We start from the raw sequence: 13,183 nt of genomic DNA, 5'->3' as shown, positions 1-13,183 counted from the left end.
CCTGGGTCCCTCTTGAAGTCATTCTCATACACATTCTCGTAAACCTGGATAGACGAGAAAAGTCCTTCTCGTTCTCCTGGGCAGCCTGTACGGAGCGCCCCCTCTCTCCACAAGGACTGCCCCACCGCCATGATCAAGTTCTCCTCCTTCGCCATCGTCGCCGCGCTCGGTTTGAGTGCCTGCAATGAAGAAGATCCCATCCCGCCGGTGGAGAAGACGCGAGAGGAGCGGGTCAACGAGCACATGGAGTCGCTGCGAAGCGACTCCACGGCGCTGGGGACCTTCCTGTTCTCCATGCCCAAGGGCGGCGACCTGCACAGCCACACGTCCGGCGCCATCACCACCGAGAAGCTGATTGCCTGGGGCGCGGAGGACGGCGCGTGCGTGAACACGACGACCTACGTGGCCAGCAACCCCTGCGCGGTGGGCGCCGTCCCCCTGTCCACCACGGAGAGCGACCGCGCCCTCTATGACGCAGTGATGAGCGCCTGGTCCATGGAGGACCACCCGGGTCCCCTGCTGACCGCGCACCAGCACTTCTTCGATGCCTTCGGCAAGTACGGCGCCGTGCAGCTCGATTCGCGCAATGACGACAGCTACGCGGACATCCTGTCACGCGCGGGCAAGCACCATCAGGTCTACGTGGAGCTGATGCAAGGCTTTGGCGCGGGCCGGGGTGGCAGCCTCGCGACGCCGCTGTTCACGTCCACGGACACCTGGGACAAGGCGACCCTGCTGGCGAAGCGGCAGCAGCTCATCGCACTGCCGGACTTCCAGAACGCCCTGACGGCGCAGGCCACCAGCATCGCGAACACGCTGAAGGGGGCCCGCACGCTGCTCGGCTGTGACACGGCCCAGAAGGACCCCGGCTGCGACGTGGACGTGCGCCTGCTCGTCTCCGCCAACCGCACCGCGGACCGGACGAACGTCTTCGGCCAGTGGGTGTATGCCTATGAGCTGGCCCAGAAGGTGCCCGAAATCGTCGGCGTGAACCTGGTGTCCCCGGAGGAGAACGCCAACTCGCTCGCGTTCTACCAGGATGAGATGTTCGCCCTGGGCACGCTCGACGACTTCAACGACCAGGAGGTCGGCCGCAAGCTGGTGCACGTGTCGCTGCACGCCGGGGAGCTCATCCCGTCGGTGCTCGGCGCGCAGGACCAGCAGCACATGAACTTCCACATCCGCGAGGCCGTGGAGAAGGCCCACGCGGAGCGCATCGGCCACGGCGCGGACGTGCTGAGCGAGACGGCCGGCGACGGCGCCGAGGACCTGCTGCGCGACATGAGCGCCGCGGGCGTGATGGTGGAGATCTGCCTGACGTCCAACCGCGTCCTGCTGGGCATGTCCGGAGACGCGCACCCGCTGGCCGCGTACCTGAAGAACAACGTGCCGGTGGCCCTGGCGACGGACGACTCGGGCATCCTGCGCGGAGACATCACCCAGGAGTATGTCGCCGCCGCCACCGCCCAGGGGCTCGACTACAAGACGCTCAAGAAGATGGCGCGCGCCAGCCTGGAGCATGCCTTCGCGGAGGGCGACAGCCTCTGGGTCCGCCGCGATGACTTCACCACCGCCGCGACCGCCTGCGCCTCCGACAAGCCGGAGGAGGCCACCCTGTCCGCGTCCTGCGAGGGCTTCCTCGCCGCCAACAAGCGGGCGTCCCTGCAGTGGAAGCTGGAAGCGCAGCTCGCCGTCTTCGAGCGCTCCATCGCCCCGTGAGTCATCGCCTTCGCGCCTCCTTCACGGGGGCGCGAAGGCCGCAGTTCAACGCCCCACGCCGATGCGCGACCACAGGTCCAGCAGGGTGCGCAGCACGGCCACGTCCGGCACCTCCGCCGCGGGCGGCACGTCCACCCGGATGCCGTGGGCCGCAAGCCGCGTGAAGGGGTTGTCCGCGTCCTGCGTCTTCAGCGGCACCGACGGATCCGCCGGCCGGAAGCCGAACGCCAGGGCCCGCGCCTGCACCGGCTTGCTGCGCAGGAAGCCCACCCACTCCAGCGCCGCCTCGCGCTGCTCGGGCGTCACCCAGTCCGCCTGGAGCACCGCCGCCGGATGGTCGCTCCACAGCGTCACCGGCGGGTAGTCCACCTGGAGCGTTCCCCACCGTCCCTGCGCGTGACCCAGCTGCGAGATGACCAGGCTCTCGTACACCAGCGCCAGGTCGTAGCGGGACGGGCCGAAGCGCACCAGGTCCGTCATGAAGATGCCGGTGGAGGGCTCGAAGCGCGTCACGCCCCGCTCCAGGTGCTTGAGCCATTCCTGATAGCCCGGCGACAGCAAATCCTGCTGCTTCACGCCCGCGCGGCGCCCCAGGTACTCCAGCGTCGCGGACAGCAGCGCTTGCAGGCCGGAGTTGGACTTCGTCGGGTCGGTGTGGCCCAGCTTCACGAAGCCCCACTCCGCGGGGCCCCCCACCGAGGGCCAGCCCTGGTCGCTCGCCACCGCGCGCTGGAGCGTCTTCCAAGACAGGCCCCCGCCTCCGCCCGCCTTGCGCAGCACCTCCATCCGGTCCTGCCAGCCCACGAAGACCAGGGGCGTAATCACCAGCGGCTGCGGCGCGGCCTCACCCTGCGTCGCGAACAGCGGCCCGTGCGAGGTGTCCGTCGCCCAGTCCGCCGCGAGCATGCGCAGCACGGCGCTGTCCGCGGGGCTCCACACCGTGGGCTGCTCGCGGCCTTCCAGGATGGCCTGGGCCGCGTCCAGGGAGCCCCGCCCCACCAGCGTCACCCGCACGTGCGGGTGCGTGGGCTGGAACTCCGCGAGCGCCGCCTCCACCCACTCGCGCTTCTCCGTGCTGTAGAGGAAGGTGATGTCCGTCACCTTGCGGCGCGACGGCGGGCGCACGGCTTCCGGCTCCGCGCCCGGGGACACCGCGCGCGACGCGTCCGGGGCCGCCAGCAGGTAGAACACCCCGAACGCCGCGGCCAGCACGCCAATGAGGAGGAGGACCCGGGGCTTCATGTCCCGCCTCGTACCCCGGGTCGCAGCGCCTGCATCCCCGGCGTCCGCGTTGTCACAACCATGTCACTCACGTCCTCTCCCCCCTGGCCGGATGCCCCCCAGAAGAGGAAGCCTCCGGATGCCCTCCTGGAAGTTTGTTTGGCCTCAAAGCGGATGGCAGACTGGACCGATGATGGCAATGGGTCGGCGAATCGCGCTCCTGGGACTGGGGGCGGTGCTGGGTGGATGCGCGGCGAAGCAGGCTCCTCCCATCCAGCACTATGCCCTGGGCATGTCGCGCGCGGAGTATCGGGATTACACGGGGTCGAAGGCGAGCCCCTGTGACTCGGAGCCGCGCTGGTTCTCCGACGAGCTGACGGCGGTCAACGGCCTGCTGGGGCGCTTCGTCCGGGAGACGGAGCACGCGCAGGATCCGAAGTCGCCGGACCAGCCCCAGCACCTGGCGCTGCTGGAAGAGGGGCTGCGCACGCTGCCCCCGGTGCTGAAGGTGCACGAAGGCAACCTCAAGGCCCTGCAGTCCTGCGACTTCCGGCGCACGGGCGCGTTCCCGGACCTGGCGAAGCTGGGCGCGGAGCGGGTGAAGGAGGCACGGGAGCGCCTGGCGCTGGGCCCCCAGGTCCAGGCCGCGGCGGCGCTGCGCGAGTTCCAGGAGAAGTGGCGGGAGGAGGCCCCGGCGCGCGAGGAGAAGGCGCGCGGGACGTGGTGCTCGAAGGCTCCGCAGGTGGGCCAGCCGGACCTCTACTTCGCGCGGCAGTCGCCGGACGGGCACACCGAGTGGCTCTTCTGCGACGGGCACGTCGTGGACAAGACGGGTGAGGCAGAGCCCACGCTGCTGAGCCCGCAGGGCCTCTCCAAGGCGGATCGCCGGAAGGTCCAGCCGAGGAAGTACCTGGAGGCGGCGCGCGGCTATCCCACCGAGGAGATGGACCGCGAGCCCACCTCCGTCCCGGCTCCCGCAGCGCCGGAGTCCGCGAGCGCCACCGAAGGGGCGCACTGAGCCGCGCGTCCCGTCACGCACCCAGCCGGGCGAGCCGCTTCGACAGGTGCGCGTCGCCGCCCGCGTCCACCCCGCCGATGAAGGCGGAGAGCGAGCTGCCCGCGCCGCCCAGGTGGGCCTCCACGTGAGGCTTGAGGACGCTCCAGCGCTTCGTCCACGCGTCCTCGGAGCCGTCGCGCAGGTCCGGGCGCTCGGCGAGGAGCGCCGTCACGCGCAGCGCCAGCTCCGGGTCGCCCAGCGTCCGCGCCGCCGCCACGCCCGTCGGCACCGAGCCCGCGGGCGCGGCCTTCCACATCTCCGTCGCCCGCTGGAAGGCGGCCACGTCCACCGCGGACAGCAGCCCCAGCGCGTGGCGCACCGGCAGCCGGCCTTCCGCCTTGGGCCCCACCACGTGCGCCATCAGCGCCGCGAAGGGCGCGGCCAGCGCGGGGTGCGCCGCCGGGTCCACGCCGCCCAGGGCCCGCAGCGCGTGCCGGGCCTTGCGCGCCAGCCGCGTCACCTTCCAGCTGGGGCCCTTGAGGCGCGCCTGGAGCGAGGCCAGCGCGGCGCCCGCGGCGGACACCAACTCAGGGCCGGGCGTGGCGGGCGCGACGCGGCGGGGCAACACCAGCTTCGGGGGCGCGGCGGCGACGGCGGCCTTCGGGGGCGGCGCGGCGGGAGCCTCACCCGCGCCCACCTCGGCGTAGCCCTCGCGCACCTTCTCCGCGACCTTCTTGGTGTACTCGCGCAGGGCGGCTTCCTCATCCGGGAAGGCCTTCTCCTTGCGCTGCCCGGCGGTGCCGATGCGGCCGTAGGTGACGATGAAGGTGGCGCCCTGCACCTCGGGCATCCAGAACTTGGAGCTGTTGCCGTCGACGAACTCGAACCTGCGCATGGTCCGGGAGGCTACCTCACCTGGAGGGCCGAGCGCTTCAGCCAGCTTGCGCCGCCAGTGAACGCAGGCCTTCCTCGCGCGACACGCTGCCCGTGTAGCCCAGTTCCTGACGGGCCTTCTCGTCGCTCACCGTCACCTCCTGGCCCGCCAGCAACAGCTCCGTGCGCGACAGCGGCGGGGTGCTCTTGAGGCCCAGCACGTCCCACACCAGGTCGCTCGTCACCGCCACCATCGCCGCGAGCGCGGTGGGCAGGGACTTGTCGCCAGGGTCCACGCCCTGCGTCTTGAGGAGCGCGGTGACGAAGGCGCGGAACTCCACCGGGGGTCCGTCGGTGACGAAGTACGCCTGGCCCCCCCGGCCCTTCTCCGCGGCCAGCAGCAGGCCCTCCACGGCGTTGGCCACGTGGCAGGTGGACGTCAGGTAGCGCCCGCCGCCAATCCAGCGGAAGCGCCCTGCCTTCACCGCGGCCACCAGCGCCGGCAGCACCGTGGTGTCCCCCGGTCCCCAGACGAGCCGGGGCCGCACCGCGACGGTGGTGAAGTCCGGCGAGTTGACGCTGAGCACCCGCCGTTCGGCCTCGCCCTTGGTGGACGGGTACGGGCCCACGGGGCGCTGGGGCAGCTTGTGGGTTTCGTTGAGGCGGACCATGGGGCCGCCGTCCACCAGCACGGCCTCCGTGCTCACGTGCACCAGGCGCTTCACGCCCGCCGCGCGCGCCGCCTCCAGCACGGCCTCCGTGCCCCGCACGTTGACGTCGTAGAACTCCGCGCGCGGGCCGGACATCTTCACGTGCGCGGCCGAATGGAAGACGGTGTCGCAGCCCTCCATGCCCAGGCGCAGGCGCTCCGGGTCGCTCAGGTCGCCTTCCCACGGCTCGCCGCCAGCGGCCTGCACCGCGGCCACGGACGCGGGCGAACGGGCCAGCGCGCGCGCCGGCTCCCCGCGCTTCGCGAGCGCCGCGAGCAGGTGCTTCCCGACGAATCCCGAGCCACCGGTGACGAACGCGCGCACGTGACAACCTCCCAGCCAGACAGCGCCGCTCCTACCACTCCCGGCCGGCCACGGGTAGCCGCGTCCTGGCCGCCGTCAGAACATGTCGCGCATGGACGGCGCGGGCCCGGAGAACAGCGCGCCGGCCACCTGGAGCGACGCCTCGTCCGCCTCCAGCATCCCGGCGAGCTGCAATGCCCGGGGCGTGAGGAAGCCGGTGTAGAGCGGGGCCAGGGCGCGCACGTGCAGCCGCATCCGCCCGTCTCCGCCCTTGCGCACGCGCGCGGCGCCGCCTTCCACCTCCAGCACGAAGCGCCCCTGGTTGTCCGGGAGGACGTCGTCCGCCACGTCCAGGTGCAGCGCGCCGGACAGGCCCGGGGGCCAGCCGCGAGCCTCCAGCGCCTGGGGCACGTTCAAAAGCCGCGTCATCCAGTGCATGGACAGCTTCAGCTGGTACGTCTGTTCCCGCAGCAGCGCGAGGAGCGGCTCGTCCGCGCCGCCGAACCACACCACGTCCTGCGCCAGCGAGCGGTGGTCGCCCAGGAAGCGCAAGAGCCGGCGCGCGGCGGCGGGCGTGGTGGCCACCAGGTCGTTGAGCTTCAGCACCTGCTTGGGCACGGCCCCCTGCGGCGCGAGGCTCCGGACGAGGTAGACGAAGCCCTCCAGGCCGGAGGCGCCCTCCACGACGAAGCCGTGCGCCGTGTCCTGGCGCGGCGTGCGCACGCGCCGCCAGATGTAGTCACCCCGGTCCAACCAGCCGTGGCGCTGGGAGGCGAAGCGCCGGTAGCACGCGTCCACCGCCGCCTCGTCCGAGGGCCGCATGGGCCGCAGCGTCAGCGAGCGCTCCCCCAGCTCCAGCGCGGAGGCATCGACGTGGATTTCATACCGCGCGCCGGACTGTTCGTAGCCCACGCGCCGGTAGAGCGGCTGCGTGGCGGGATAGAGCACCGACAGCGGCGCCCCTTCATCGCGCATCTCGCGCAGGAAGTGATGGAAGAGGCGCGTGGCGGCCCCGGCGCCCCGGTGCTCGGGCGCGACGCCCACGCCCCCCACGCCAATCATGGGCACCGAGCGGCCGCCCAGGAACTGGGCCATGCGGATGAGGGTGAGCGTCGCCGCGACCTGTCCGTCGTGACGCAGCAGGCGCAGCAACTGCGCCGCGTGGTTCTTGCGCACCACACCCTCGGCGTCCGCGGCGACCATGGCGAAAGCCTGCGTGGTGATGTCCACCACCGCGGCCAGTTCCTGCTCGTCCCGCGGAGGTCCGTACTCTCCCGTCAACTCCATCCCGCATCCCCTTCCAGCGCACGCGCCCCCAGCGGACGCCCCCGCATCGGGGACGTGGCGAAGGTCGCTCGCGAAGCAGCATGGCGCAGCGGCTGGAGGCGAGGAAGTCCGCGCCGCGCCATTGTCATCCGCCCTGCTTCGGTTTCGGGGCCGGGGGCAGCCGTCCGGCGTTGCGCAGGGACTTCACGAGTCGCTCGTGCGGCAGGCCATACACCCGGGCGCCCTGGTTCCCGGTCATCGTGTCGGAGGCGAGCATCGCGTTCAGGATGGCCTCCTGGGTGGCCTGCACGGTGGCCTCGAAGAGCGGGGTGATGCGTTCGTTGTCGAGCATGCCGACGCTGGCGACGCTGGCGGTCGGCACGGGCTGGGTGGAGAACGCGAGGAAGATGTCGCCGGAGAAGTTCTCCCCCAGACCGCCCATCTTGCCCAGTGCGAGCGGCACCCGCCGGACCACGCGCTCCAACTGGTGCGGCAGGAGCGGCGCGTCGGTGGCGACCACCACGATGATGGAGCCCATTCCTTCCGGATGCGTGGGCTTGAGGCTCGCGCGCTGCGAGCAGGGCTTCATCTGGGAGAAGAAGGGCCCTTTGGGCGCTTCGGGCCCCGTGTAGCAGGCGCGCAGGTCTGTGAGGTCCTCGCCCACGGGCACTCCGGCGACGGAGAAGAGCCGCCGGCTGCCGTAGTTGCATTGCACCAGGATGCCGACGGTGTAGCCGCCCTGCTCCACCGTGAGCCTGCGGGACGACGTGCCGATGCCGCCCTTGAAGCCATGGCAGATCATCCCCGTCCCGCCGCCGACGGAGCCCTCGGGCACGGGGCCCGGTCGCGCGGCGTCCAGGGCCTGCATCGCGTGTTCGGGCCGGACGTGGAAGCCGTCGATGTCGTTCAGCAGGCCGTCCCAGGTCTCCGCCACCACGGGCAGCCCGAGCTCCCAGGTCAGGTTGCGCTTCTGGGACCAGGCAATCACGCCTTCATGCACGGCGCCCACGGCGTGCGTGTTGGTGATCATCACGAGGCCGGAGAGCAGCCCCGACTCCTTCACCCAGTGCGTGCCGGTCATTTCGCCGCTGCCGTTCAAGGCGTAGGTCGCCGCGAAGACCGGCTGCGCCACCGCGTCCCGGCCGCGGGGAAGCACGGCGGTGACGCCGGTCCGGACCTGTGGAGAGCCGGGCGTGGCCGCGCCGGAGTTGAGCGTCGTGTGGCCCACCTCCACGCCCTTCACATCCGTGATGGCATTGAGCGCTCCCGGTGTTCCGCCAAAGGGAATGCCCAGATCACTGGCCCGCGCACGGGGCCGGGGGGTCTGCGCCGGGGCCTCGAAGGGCATCCACAGCAGGAGGCAGAGCAGGCCTGGGGAAAGGACGGAGCGGGCGGGGTTCATGGGCCATGGATCTACACCACCTTCCTTCTCGGACAGCCGTGCACCCGCGCGACAGCCAATCAAACACACGGGATTGCTGCTTCTGGAACCGCCCTGGTAGGTTGCCCGGATGATGCGCAACCCATTCTCCGCCCGGTGCGGCCTGCTGCTCCTCCTGATGGCGTCCGTGGCCATGGCCCGGGACGGCAAGGTCGCGCGGTCCGGACCCTCAAGATTTCGGAGCACCCGGGACAGGAAGCGCACAGCGTGTACGTCGCCGGACAGGTGCTGACGGCCCTCCGCTTCGAACAGGACGTCGATCCCGCGAAGACGCGTCTGCTGGGCTGGGAGGGACGCTTCGAGGCGCCGCTCGTGGGCGGAAGGAAGGTGGTGCTCGAACCGCTTCGGGACCTGGACGAGGGGGAGGCCGTGCCGCTGCGGGTGACGCTCGTGGACGGGACCGAGTTCGCGTTCCTGGTGAAGCGACCCGTCCTTGAGGATTGGGGTTGGACGGACCAGCAGGTGAACGTGTTCCGGGACACGGAGAGCTACGACGCGGTCCTGTCGTCGCTGTACGACTCGCTCAAGCGGGAGCGCAAGCTGGGCGATGAGAACGAGCGGCTCAAGAAAGAGGAGAACTCCGCCGACCACGCCTACGCGACGCTGCTCACCAACGGCGAGTGGAGGAAGACGCCGTTTCGCAAGACGCGGTTCTTGCGACTGGCCCGCGAAGACATGGACATCTCGGTCGAAGTCTTCTCAGGCCCTGGCAAGGCGGCCGCCGTAATCACCTTGAAGAACACCTACTACGGCGGTCCCTGGAAATTCGACGGCGCCTCTCTGACCCGTGACTTCACCCACGCGACGTCGCGTCCTTTTGCCCTGCGCATGAATCGCGCGACCATCGTGCCGGGCCAGACAGGAACCATCGCGGTCGTGGCGGACAAGAGCGCCTTTGAAACGACCGAGGGACAGCTCACGGATCTCGCCCTCCAGATCTTCCGCGATGACGGCCTTCTCCAAGTGGCTGTGACGATGGATCACACCCTCATTCGGAAGTAGAAGTGAGGGTCATGCTCCTCCGCGAAACCCTCCTGTTCGGCGCCATCGCGATCCTCGCTACGGCCTCCGGCTGTCCTGCGACGACCGGAGTGGCACTGCGCGCGGATGGCACGCCGGGTCCGCAGGAATGCTCGGAGGAAGCCCGGAAGGCGATGCGCTACCTCAAGCTGCATGTCGGGGATGCCTCCTGGGTGGACCTCGACGCGAACCAGCTTGATGCGAAGCGGGTCACGCTCTACGACGGGCCGGTGGAGAGCATCCTCAAGGACGACTTCGGGACGCTCGAAGCGACCACTCGCTTGTACGGGCAGGTCTGGACGGGTGGACCGCAAGTGGTCATCCGGTACTACGAAGCACACCCGCCCGACAGCGAGAAGATCCCCCTCTGCGCGGTGGCCCGCCTCAGCCGGGACCAGATGCGCAAGCTGCCCGAGTCGAAGCCTGGAACCGCCATCCTGGAGGGTTCCACCGCCGCAGCCTACGTCGTCGACTCCTTCCGATAGCGCGCGCCAGGACCACGGCTCTTCACACGCTGCGTCAGCCATGCTGTGAAGCCCACGCGCCGTGTTCAGCATCCCGTGAAGCTCCACGGATGATGTTGAGCATCCCTGGTCGCGTGGCGAGAGTCGCCCTCCACAGCCGCTCATGGCTCAGGGAGAAACCGCGACATGATCCGCATCAGCGCTTTCAAGTGGGTGCCGCCGTTCGCACAGGGAGTGGTGCGCGACCTCCGGGTCCGGTGGGCACTCGAGGAGGCTGGGATGCCCTACGAGGCACGGCTGATCGACCCGGAGGTACAGGCCTCCGCCGACTACCGCGAACTCCAGCCCTTTGGTCAGGTCCCGGTGTTCGAGGAAGAGGGCCTTGCCCTCTTCGAATCAGGAGCAATCGTGTTCCACATCGCGTCCCGGAGCGACGTCCTCCTTCCCAGGGATGAGGCAGGCAGGGCGCGTGCTATCACCTGGATGTTCGCGGCGCTCAACTCAATTGAAATCCGCGTCCAGCAGCTCGCGGAAATCGACCTCTTCGCCCCCGACAAGGAGTGGGCGAAGCTCCACCGTCCGGACGTGGAGAAGGCGGTCCGGCGTCGGTTGAAGGAACTCGCCGTGTGGCTGGGTGACCGTGAGTACCTGGAAGGGCGCTTCACCGCGGGCGACCTGCTGATGACGACGGTGCTCCGCATCCTCCGTCACACCGACCTGCTGGACAGCGAGCCTACGCTGAAGGCCTACAAGGAGCGCTGTGAGGCGCGTCCTGCGTTCCAGCGGGCCCTGGCGGCCCAGATGAAGCCCTTCGAGTCGCACGGGGCCTGAGCCGGAAGGAGCGCGTCCGTCAGGCGGGGACGCCTATTCAGACCTCGACGAAACGCCCGCCCACCATTCCAAGCCGCTCCAGTGCGGTTTTGAGTTCCCCATCAACGATGAGCGCTGAGTGCAATCCCCACAACCGGAACACGCGCTCGTCGGAAACCTTCGATGTATCGATGCGCAACCCGGAAACAGTCCGGTACTGCCCAACCTTCTCAGGGCGACCATGCTCTGGCATCCAGAGTCGGACCTCCTCACTTCTCACCTCGTCAAGGCAACGAACTGTGCGCGCCACGACCAGTAGGAAGTAAGACTCGGTCTGCCCCTCGACCTCCACGGGGAAGAGTTGGACGTCACGAAGGGCCATTTCCTGAAACACCGCAGCGACTCGCGCACTGAGAATGGGAGTGAGCCCCACCCCAGCCGAAGTGAAATCCAGGGGATTGCCGGCACGAGAAAGCGGGATGCGCAGCCTCCCCGGCGGAGCAATGGACTCCCCGTTCGTAAAGACCCAGGGGTCCTCCAGTGGCTGACCGTCAGGCGTGGTTGGCGTCTTGAAATACCAGCGCCCGGGAACGTAGACGTCGATGTTCAGGTCAAAGAAATGTCGTTCCATCGCGTCAAGCTCCGGGATTCTTTGTAATGAGCTTACGCAGCCGGGTGCCCGCTGTCGTGAGGTCTCGCGCAATCTCCGCGAGCACATCAACCAAGGCGGCCCGACACTGTGCGGCCCCCCGGCATCCCGCCATGGCATCATTGATACGCGTGAGCACCGCCTGATGATACTCGGCCGGATGAGGACCTCGATGGCCCTGGATCCGCACCAGATTCGCCGTGTCACTCAAGCTCAGTCCGGCCTGCTCGAAGTAGGGTTCGAAGATCGGCGTCCAAGGTCCACCCGACGCATCGGACACCTCGTTCTTGTCCGTGCAGATGTGGTGGATGTCACCCTCAGGGTCCCCTTGCATCTCGCTTCCGGGCCCCATCGCGACGGCCGCGACCGCGGTCGGTGCGAGCGCGACGTTGAGCACTCCCGCCGACGACAGGGAGAGGGAGTGCACCTCCCCCGCCAACACGCTCGATAACTGGAACCCACCCTCCATCCGCGCCCGCAGGCTCGCCTGTGCGAAGCCCGGCAGCCTCGGTCCCTGCGCGGCCATCGCCTGCTTGCCGCCCAGCGCGGTCATCGCGACAAGCACCAAGACCCGGGCTCCATTGTCCCCGAGCACCCTTCCGAACCGGTGTCCCGCACTCTTCAACGCGGAAAGGTCCCGCGCAGCCTGTGATTCATCCATGAGTTGAAGGAAGCCCTGCCCCAGGTTCCACACCGGCCCGGTGCCCAGGTACGCGATGAGGGAAGCCGTCAACGCGAGCGCGATGGCCTTCGTGATGGGCTCGGGCGCGACCAACATCACCAACGCACTGCCAATCATCGACGTGACCATCACCCGCAGCGCGGCGGGGTTCAGCAGGTCCTCGAGTGCCTCCTCCACCCCCTCCCACACCGTATCGAGCGCGAAGGAGAGCGCCATCATCCGCCGCTCCATCGGCCCCAGGGCGAAGCCCCCCGGCAGCAGGCCCAGACATCTGCCCGGGTCGCCCTGCCGCTGGCAAATCCTCTCATCCGACCCAGCCACCGGGCGGCCCCGCGCGCCCTCGACAATCCCTCCCGTGGAGGCCAGCAGGGAGCGCCCCTCCTGTGCAGCCTCCGGGAGCGCGACCTCCAGTTTCATGTCCAGGATGAGCCGTGTGACCGCGTCCTTGAAGGCCTCTTCATCAATCTTGACCGGCGCGGTCTCGACAGGCGTGTAGACAATCGGCTTGCCCTGCCCGGTGTCGAGGTTCACCACCCGCGCCGTCGCGCACCCGGTCATCAGCAGCAACAGCGCAGCGATACGCCACACCTTCATGAGCGCCCCATGGGTCCAGGCTCCCACCACGCAGGAGCGACGAGCCCCCTACCATCCCCGCTCCCATGCACCAAGGCCCCTCACCCCGGCATGGCATTCATTGCCCGCGAGGCTCCACGCGGACGGGCTCTGCGGCCGGCCCCAGCAATAGCGGCGTCAGGGCCAGCACCGCGCCCAACCAGAACGGCGCTCCAGGCGTCAGGTGTTCGAAGGCCCAGCCCGCCCCCAGCGGCGCAAGGGCCCGCGACACTCCGCCCCACGCATGCTGCACGCCCAGCACCCGCCCCCGCTCGGTGTCCGCCGCGTGCCGGGAGAGCAGGGCCGTCACGCACGGAAACGTGAACGCGGTCCCCAGCGGCATGAGCGTCAGCGCCAATGCCAGTCCCCACGGGTGCCCCGTGAAGGCAAGCAACCCGAGCCCCATCCCCAGCAGC

General features: G+C 69.6%; 13 protein-coding genes. 5 read left to right on the top strand and 8 right to left on the bottom strand.

Translation table 11 applies throughout. The features are described from left to right. Positions 1–129 precede the first annotated feature (129 nt). Positions 130–1,719: an amidohydrolase family protein gene (locus D7Y13_RS07555; RefSeq protein ID WP_120532669.1), complete on the top strand. Its 1,590-nt coding sequence runs from the start codon at positions 130–132 to the stop codon at positions 1,717–1,719. A gap of 45 nt (positions 1,720–1,764) precedes the next feature. Here the strand turns inward: D7Y13_RS07555 and D7Y13_RS07550 are convergent, their stop codons facing one another. Continuing rightward, entirely contained in the window at positions 1,765–2,961 is a 1,197-nt protein-coding gene (locus D7Y13_RS07550) for a substrate-binding domain-containing protein (RefSeq protein WP_120532670.1), read from the bottom strand. Positions 2,962–3,139: 178 nt separating this feature from the next. Here D7Y13_RS07550 and D7Y13_RS07545 point away from each other — a divergent pair, with 178 nt between their 5' ends. Continuing rightward, on the top strand, positions 3,140–3,958 hold the full coding sequence (locus D7Y13_RS07545; protein ID WP_233595506.1) for a hypothetical protein: 819 nt from the start codon (positions 3,140–3,142) through the stop codon (positions 3,956–3,958). A 13-nt stretch (positions 3,959–3,971) separates the two neighbouring features. On the opposite strand, the gene D7Y13_RS07540 is transcribed toward D7Y13_RS07545, so the two are convergent. The 4 genes from D7Y13_RS07540 to D7Y13_RS07525 form a co-directional block, all read right to left on the bottom strand. Next, a complete protein-coding gene (locus D7Y13_RS07540) occupies positions 3,972–4,832 on the bottom strand; it encodes a WGR domain-containing protein (RefSeq protein ID WP_120583427.1) in 861 nt (286 codons plus the stop codon). Between the two features lie 37 nt (positions 4,833–4,869). Next, complete coding sequence (locus D7Y13_RS07535; protein ID WP_120583426.1) at positions 4,870–5,844, bottom strand: NAD-dependent epimerase/dehydratase family protein; 975 nt, start codon at positions 5,842–5,844, stop codon at positions 4,870–4,872. A 75-nt stretch (positions 5,845–5,919) separates the two neighbouring features. Next, positions 5,920–7,110: a GNAT family N-acetyltransferase gene (locus D7Y13_RS07530; protein WP_120583425.1), complete on the bottom strand. Its 1,191-nt coding sequence runs from the start codon at positions 7,108–7,110 to the stop codon at positions 5,920–5,922. Positions 7,111–7,234: 124 nt separating this feature from the next. Further along, complete coding sequence (locus tag D7Y13_RS07525; RefSeq protein ID WP_120583424.1) at positions 7,235–8,491, bottom strand: DmpA family aminopeptidase; 1,257 nt, start codon at positions 8,489–8,491, stop codon at positions 7,235–7,237. Positions 8,492–8,737: 246 nt separating this feature from the next. Between D7Y13_RS07525 and D7Y13_RS07520 the strand changes: the two genes are divergently transcribed. The 3 genes from D7Y13_RS07520 (at position 8,738) to D7Y13_RS07510 (ending at position 10,845) form a co-directional block, all read left to right on the top strand. Continuing rightward, a complete protein-coding gene (locus tag D7Y13_RS07520) occupies positions 8,738–9,532 on the top strand; it encodes a DUF2381 family protein (RefSeq protein WP_371813241.1) in 795 nt (264 codons plus the stop codon). An 11-nt stretch (positions 9,533–9,543) separates the two neighbouring features. Further along, positions 9,544–10,035 (top strand): serine/threonine protein kinase, encoded by a 492-nt coding sequence (locus D7Y13_RS07515; protein WP_120583423.1) that lies wholly within the window; start codon positions 9,544–9,546, stop codon positions 10,033–10,035. 165 nt (positions 10,036–10,200) lie between these two features. Beyond that, positions 10,201–10,845, top strand: coding sequence for a glutathione S-transferase family protein (locus tag D7Y13_RS07510; RefSeq protein ID WP_120583422.1), 645 nt, complete (start codon positions 10,201–10,203; stop codon positions 10,843–10,845). Positions 10,846–10,882: 37 nt separating this feature from the next. Here the strand turns inward: D7Y13_RS07510 and D7Y13_RS07505 are convergent, their stop codons facing one another. From D7Y13_RS07505 to D7Y13_RS07495, 3 genes are all read right to left on the bottom strand, one after another. Next, positions 10,883–11,455 (bottom strand): imm11 family protein, encoded by a 573-nt coding sequence (locus D7Y13_RS07505; RefSeq protein ID WP_120583421.1) that lies wholly within the window; start codon positions 11,453–11,455, stop codon positions 10,883–10,885. 4 nt (positions 11,456–11,459) lie between these two features. After that, positions 11,460–12,749, bottom strand: a complete 1,290-nt coding sequence (locus tag D7Y13_RS07500) for an AHH domain-containing protein (protein ID WP_120583420.1) — start codon at positions 12,747–12,749, stop codon at positions 11,460–11,462. 97 nt (positions 12,750–12,846) lie between these two features. Continuing rightward, a partial coding sequence (locus D7Y13_RS07495; RefSeq protein ID WP_158626149.1) for an MFS transporter occupies positions 12,847–13,183 on the bottom strand: 337 nt, incomplete at its 5' end.

The sequence above is a fragment of the Corallococcus praedator genome, from assembly GCF_003612125.1.
GTDB classification, from domain to species: Bacteria; Myxococcota; Myxococcia; order Myxococcales; family Myxococcaceae; genus Corallococcus; species Corallococcus praedator.
This window is presented reverse-complemented; position numbering and strand designations above follow the sequence as displayed.

Bases quoted from the DNA above. Each gene is read 5' to 3' on its own strand.
- D7Y13_RS07555 (WP_120532669.1), top strand. From the start codon at position 130: ATGATCAAGTTCTCCTCCTTCGCCATCGTCGCCGCGCTCGGTTTGAGT.
- D7Y13_RS07550 (WP_120532670.1), bottom strand. From the start codon at position 2,961: ATGAAGCCCCGGGTCCTCCTCCTCATTGGCGTGCTGGCCGCGGCGTTC.
- D7Y13_RS07545 (WP_233595506.1), top strand. From the start codon at position 3,140: ATGGGTCGGCGAATCGCGCTCCTGGGACTGGGGGCGGTGCTGGGTGGA.
- D7Y13_RS07540 (WP_120583427.1), bottom strand. From the start codon at position 4,832: ATGCGCAGGTTCGAGTTCGTCGACGGCAACAGCTCCAAGTTCTGGATG.
- D7Y13_RS07530 (WP_120583425.1), bottom strand. From the start codon at position 7,110: ATGGAGTTGACGGGAGAGTACGGACCTCCGCGGGACGAGCAGGAACTG.
- D7Y13_RS07525 (WP_120583424.1), bottom strand. From the start codon at position 8,491: ATGAACCCCGCCCGCTCCGTCCTTTCCCCAGGCCTGCTCTGCCTCCTG.
- D7Y13_RS07515 (WP_120583423.1), top strand. From the start codon at position 9,544: ATGCTCCTCCGCGAAACCCTCCTGTTCGGCGCCATCGCGATCCTCGCT.
- D7Y13_RS07510 (WP_120583422.1), top strand. From the start codon at position 10,201: ATGATCCGCATCAGCGCTTTCAAGTGGGTGCCGCCGTTCGCACAGGGA.
- D7Y13_RS07505 (WP_120583421.1), bottom strand. From the start codon at position 11,455: ATGGAACGACATTTCTTTGACCTGAACATCGACGTCTACGTTCCCGGG.
- D7Y13_RS07500 (WP_120583420.1), bottom strand. From the start codon at position 12,749: ATGAAGGTGTGGCGTATCGCTGCGCTGTTGCTGCTGATGACCGGGTGC.